We start from the raw sequence: 5295 nt of genomic DNA, 5'->3' as shown, positions 1-5295 counted from the left end.
TCGATGGCAGCTTCGGCATCTGCCGAGCGCTGATCCACCTCAATTAGGATGTGGTTCAGGTCTACGGTGTTGCCGCGTCGTTCGTTGACGCGCACGATGTGGTAGCCGGTGTGAGTGGGATTGTAGAAGGGCTCTGATACTTCACCTTCCTCAATGCGTGAGGCGACGGCGGCAAACTCGGGGACAAAATCGTTCACGTTGATGTTGCTTATGCGCCCGCCCTGGCGACGCGAGCCGGGGTCTTCGGAGAACTGCTCGGCCATCTCTTCGAATTCGGCCCCGCCCGTTACGATCGAGTCGCGAATGGAGGTGATGATCTCTTCGGCTTCATCACGGGCCTCTTCGGTGGGCTCGGGGTAGCGCACGATATGCGAGAGCCGGACCGACGCGGGCAACGTAGGCAGTTCGGCTTCGGGGATGTTGTTGAACCACTCTTCGATTTCGGACGGCGTGATGCGCACCCGGTTGAGACGCTGCTGGCGCACCTGTTGGGCGAGCATCTGGTCGCGAAAGTCATCGCGGAGCGATTCGCGGAGTTCGGCGGGGGTTTGACCGTAGGCTTCAGCAAGGGCCTCCTCGCTCCCGGCCTGCTCGGTCATCTGTTGGATCTGGCGTTCCAACTGGGCATCTACCTGCTCGTCAGGAATTGTGATGTTCGTATCTCGCCTGGCAATTTCGGCCATGACGCGTTGATTAACGAGCTGGTCGAGCCCTTCGCGCCATAGCTCAGGTGTTAGCTCGCCGTCTCCCCCCTGCTGTTGTTGCTGCTGTTGCGCCATGCTGTTAGCGATCTGGTCAACATCCGATTTCAGGATGACATCCGACCCAACAACGGCCACCACGCGATCTACCATCTCGCGGTCGCTTTCATCCGACTGGGCGTGGGCGTCTGAGCTTAGCAGGCTCAGGCCCAGTAGAAGGCTTAGACCCAACAGAAAGACGGGGGCGAAAAAGGAGCGTAGCATCATGTAAACCAGAGCGTAAGTGCAAAAAAAGCGTGCAAACGGCGGTAGGCCACGTCATGCAAGAGACCTCATGCGGAGCGCCTCATGCAGGAAGTCGGACGTTATGTGGAGCGGAGGCCGCAAGTACCAATGAGTAGCTGTTGCGTCATCCGTTACTCGGCAGCGGTCGTATCGTTGTCGGCAGGAGCGGAGAGATGCACGTCGAGGGCATTGCGGGATTCTGCTTCGTTACGTAGCCGTTGAACCTCGCGAGCATACATCTGTTTCCGCGACTGCGTGCTCAGGTGGCGCTCAATCTGGGGCGCAACCCATTCCAATTCAGGTTCTTGGCCCGCCTCAATGCGCTCGACCAGGTGCAAGACATGGTGCCAGTTCTCCCCCTCCACCGTATTCACCTCGCCTGCCTCCATGTCGGCAACGCGGTCGCGTAAGGTGGGGGCGTCGGCTATGCGCTGGCGTTCGGGGTAAAAGCGCTCGCCGACATCGCACGCCTGGTCGGCGTCTTCTTCGTCTTGCGTGCAGACCGCGCGCCAGTCGTTGGGGGCGTCTCGCAGTTCGCTGGCCAGCGTGGTGGCAGTGGATGCATCGGTTACGCGTATGTGGCGGAGTTTCAGGTAGGGCTCGCGCAGGCGCAATCGGTCGCGGTTGCGCTCGAAGTACTGCACTACGGCTTCGCGGTCGGGCTCCACCTCGGCAGCCTCGTAGATGCGGTTTGTTAGCGCATTGATGAGAACCGAACGGCGCTGCTCGCGCAGTTGCTTCTGCACATCAGATTCGCTCTCCAGGTTAAGACGTTCAGCCTCATTCAACAGCAGGGTTCGCGTGACCCACTGCTCCACGATCTGCCGCCGGGCCTCCACTGTATCGCCCCCGACCGAGACTGACTCCATGGCGTCGCTCAGCTCGGCTTCTGTCAGGTAGGTGTCGCCTACGCGGGCTGCGTACGGCTCACTGGGCGATTCATCGGCGCATCCGGCGATCATGATGCACAGCACAACGGCACTGAGAAGACGCATTATGGGCAGGCGCGTGGCGGGCGAGGACGTCATGTGCAAAACGGGCTGGGGGGCGACGTGCGTGTTTCAGGGTGATGTTAGGGCTGGTGGGCCGCATGCTGCTCACGTAGGCGCTGCGGAAACAGGTCGGCGGCGTAGCGAGTCCGCAGTCGCTCTGCGTAGGCCTGCTCGCGGTCGCTGGATGGAGACGACACCGGCGACGCCGCCACATCAGACTGGTTGTCTGGGGACGAAGAAGAGGCGTCGGTCCATACTGAGTCTTGCATCAGTTCGAAGACGAGCAGGCCGTTGGTGAAGGTTTCAAGCTCGTTGTGCAGCGACGTGTCCTGGCGTGCCCATGTCACTGCGGCATGGTCTAAACGACGTTGGTCGATCCATTCGTATAGGGCATCGTCCAGAGCCGACCCGCGCAGGTCGTTGTTAGCCTGCAGGTAGGCCTCGAAGTCAGGGGTGCGCAGCGTATCGGGGCCCACGACAGCCAGGGCAGTGTCGGGAGCATTGCGCGGCGCACCAGCGACGGGGTCGGACCAGTCGTCTATCCCCAGGGCCTGCTCCACGGCGCTGGAATCGACCGTGGCGGCGATGGTGTCGCGGAGGGTCTCGTTCAACGCGGTGCGCCGGGCCTGGGTGCGTGGGAGGTCGTCAAGCCGCTCACGAAAGGTAGCTTCGGCCTCGCTGTTGGAGGGGAGCGGCTCGGCCTCGCGGCGCTGAATCAGGTAGAAGCCGTGGTCCAGGGCCACCACATCGGAGATGGCCCCGTTGCTGTCGAGCGCACGCACGGCGTTGCGAAAGGTGGGCGGCACGTACTGGTCGATGGAGAGCCAGCCCAGCTCGCCGCCGTTTTCGGCGGTGCGCTCGTCGTCGGAGTGGGCGATGGCGGCTTCGGCAAAGGCGCTGCTGTCAGCCGAAAGGGTTTCGGCCAGCGAGTCGATCTCGGCACGGGCGGCCTCGCGCGCTTCGGGCGTTTCGTCGTCGGGGCGGATGTGCAGGTGGGCAATGCGGGTGCGGGGCAGGCGCGGCTGGCGGTCGATCACGTCAATTAGGTGGTAGCCGAACGGCGTGCGCACCACCTTCGGCGGGGCATCAATCGGATGCTGATACATGGCGTCTTCGTACGGACCCACGAGCTGCCCGGCACTCAGGTAGCCCAAATCGCCCTCAAATCCGCGCTGACCCTGCCGGGAAGCGGACGGGTCGTCGGACGCATCGCGCGCCAGTTCAGCAAAGTCGGCTCCGTTAATCACCGAGTCGCGAAGCGCATGAATCTGTGTATGCGCCTGCGTGGTGTCTTCGGGCGTGGCCTCTTCCTCCACCCGAACCAGAATATGCCGCGTGTGCACCTCTTGGGTGCGGCGGCGCAGCAGGGTATCAAGAACCGGCTGCGTAATGTGGGCATCGGTGAAGGCAGAGCGGGCTCGCTCGCGGGTATAGGTATCTATTTCGCGGCGGATGCTGGACTGCTTCTCGTATCCCGCTTGCTTGGCTTCGTGGACTTTCAGGCGGTAGTCGAGGTACTGGTTCAGGAATGTGAGCAGCGCCTGGGTGGTGTCTTCGGGAGCGGCTTCGACCTGCTGACGCTCCCATGCCGCGCGCACCTCGTCGTAGTGGATCGTCTGTCCGTTGTACTGCGCAACAGGCGGCGGCGCGGATTGCGTGGAGGACGAGAGGAGCTGGCATGCGCTAAGAAGAAACACACTGGCCAGAAGCAGTCCACCGGCCACGACCGAAGATGAAATGGGACGCATAGATAAAAATGAGCGGGTGGGTAAAATAGGAAACGGGCGTAGCCGCTGGCATTGGGAGGACGAGCGCTATGCGAAGCCGGCCTTGGGGGAGGCGCTGTTTGTGAGGCTCTGTTGCATTGCCGGGCCTCATGGCAAGCGCGCGGAACTGCCTCTTGGAGCCGGGCTACCATCACCGAGGCATTCGCACGAAGCGGTTGCTTCATCGACTGTTCCACATGCTCTGTTCCTACACCACGGCTCCCGTCCAAATTTATGGCTGATTCTGCTTCCTCCACGCCAGTTCGCGTACGTTTTGCTCCGAGTCCCACCGGACGTTTGCACATTGGTGGGCTCCGCACCGCGCTCTACAACTATTTGTTTGCGCATAAGCATGACGGCGACTTCATTCTGCGCATCGAAGACACCGATCAGTCGCGCTATGTGGAAGAGGCCGAGGCCGACCTGATGCAGGCGCTCTCGTGGTCGGGGCTGAACTACGACGAGGGGCCCGGCACGGGCGGTCCGCATCAGCCGTACTACCAGTCGGAGCGCTCGGGGCTCTACCAGCGCTATGCCCAGCAGCTTATCGACAGCGGGCACGCGTACTACGCCTTTGACACCGAGGACGAGCTTGAGGCGATGCGCGAGCGCCATGCCTCCGACGACAACCCGTCGCCGGCGTACAACGCCCACACACGCATGGAGATGCGCAACAGCCTCTCGCTCGATGACGATGAGGTGCAGCAGCTCTTAGACGATGGCGCGCCCCACGTCGTGCGCCTGAAGATGCCACGCACCGAAACCGTACGTTTTGAGGATGAGGTGCGCGGCACCGTCACCTTCGAGACGCAGGGCCTGGACGACCAGGTGCTCCTGAAGTCCGACGGCTTGCCTACGTATCACCTGGCCAACGTGGTTGACGATCATCACATGCGCATCTCGCACGTCATTCGCGGCGAGGAGTGGCTGCCGTCTACGCCGAAGCACGTACTTTTGTATGACGCCTTTGGGTGGACCCCGCCCGCGTTTGCGCATCTGCCGCTCATTATGAGCCCGGAAAGCGGCAAGCTCTCCAAGCGCGACAGCAACGAACTGGGCATCCCTGTGTTTGTGACCGACTATCGCGAAGCCGGGTATCAGCCCGAGGCGCTCATCAACTTTCTGGCGCTTTTGGGGTGGCACCCGAGCGACGAGCAGGAGATCTTCAGCCTGCAGGAGCTCGTGGAGGCCTTCTCGCTCGACCGCGTGGGCGTGAGCGGCGTGCAGTTCGATCTCGACAAGCTGAACTGGTACAACGAGCAGTACGTGCGTGCCATGTCGCCTGAAGACTTTGCCGAGGCGCTGCGCGTGCAGCTTACCGAGGTGCACCAGCCCATCACGCACGAGCGACTCGTGGCCATTGCCGAGCTTACGCAAGACCGCGTCTCGAAAGTCGGCGATGTGCTGACTGAGCACAGCTATCTGTTTGAGGACCCCACTGAATACGACGAGGACGACGTCGCAAAAAGCTGGAATGACCAGTCGGCTGAATTGCTGCGGGCGCTTGCCGAGGTGTACGAGGATGCATCGACCTTCGACCGCGATGTCGTG

The 5295-nt window shown here is 62.1% G+C and carries 4 protein-coding genes; 1 reads left to right on the top strand and 3 read right to left on the bottom strand.

Annotation, left to right across the window (positions count from 1 at the left end):
- The 3 genes from R6U20_RS02020 to R6U20_RS02010 all read right to left on the bottom strand — a co-directional run.
- A partial coding sequence (locus R6U20_RS02020; RefSeq protein ID WP_410336204.1) for a peptidylprolyl isomerase occupies window positions 1-968 on the bottom strand: 968 nt, incomplete at its 3' end.
- Window positions 969-1117: 149 nt separating this feature from the next.
- The gene (locus tag R6U20_RS02015; RefSeq protein WP_410336203.1) at window positions 1118-2014 is read right to left on the bottom strand and encodes a peptidylprolyl isomerase; all 897 of its coding nucleotides are present in this window, start codon (window positions 2012-2014) and stop codon (window positions 1118-1120) included.
- Window positions 2015-2058: 44 nt separating this feature from the next.
- On the bottom strand, window positions 2059-3726 hold the full coding sequence (locus R6U20_RS02010; protein WP_410336202.1) for a peptidylprolyl isomerase: 1668 nt from the start codon (window positions 3724-3726) through the stop codon (window positions 2059-2061).
- Between the two features lie 252 nt (window positions 3727-3978).
- Between R6U20_RS02010 and gltX the strand changes: the two genes are divergently transcribed.
- Window positions 3979-5295, top strand: a 1317-nt coding sequence (gene gltX / locus R6U20_RS02005; RefSeq protein WP_410336201.1) for a glutamate--tRNA ligase, incomplete at its 3' end; no start/stop codon positions are given.

Origin of the sequence: Longimonas sp. (assembly GCF_046498435.1) — a bacterium.
Taxonomy (GTDB): Bacteria; Bacteroidota; Rhodothermia; order Rhodothermales; family Salinibacteraceae; genus Longimonas.
This window is presented reverse-complemented; position numbering and strand designations above follow the sequence as displayed.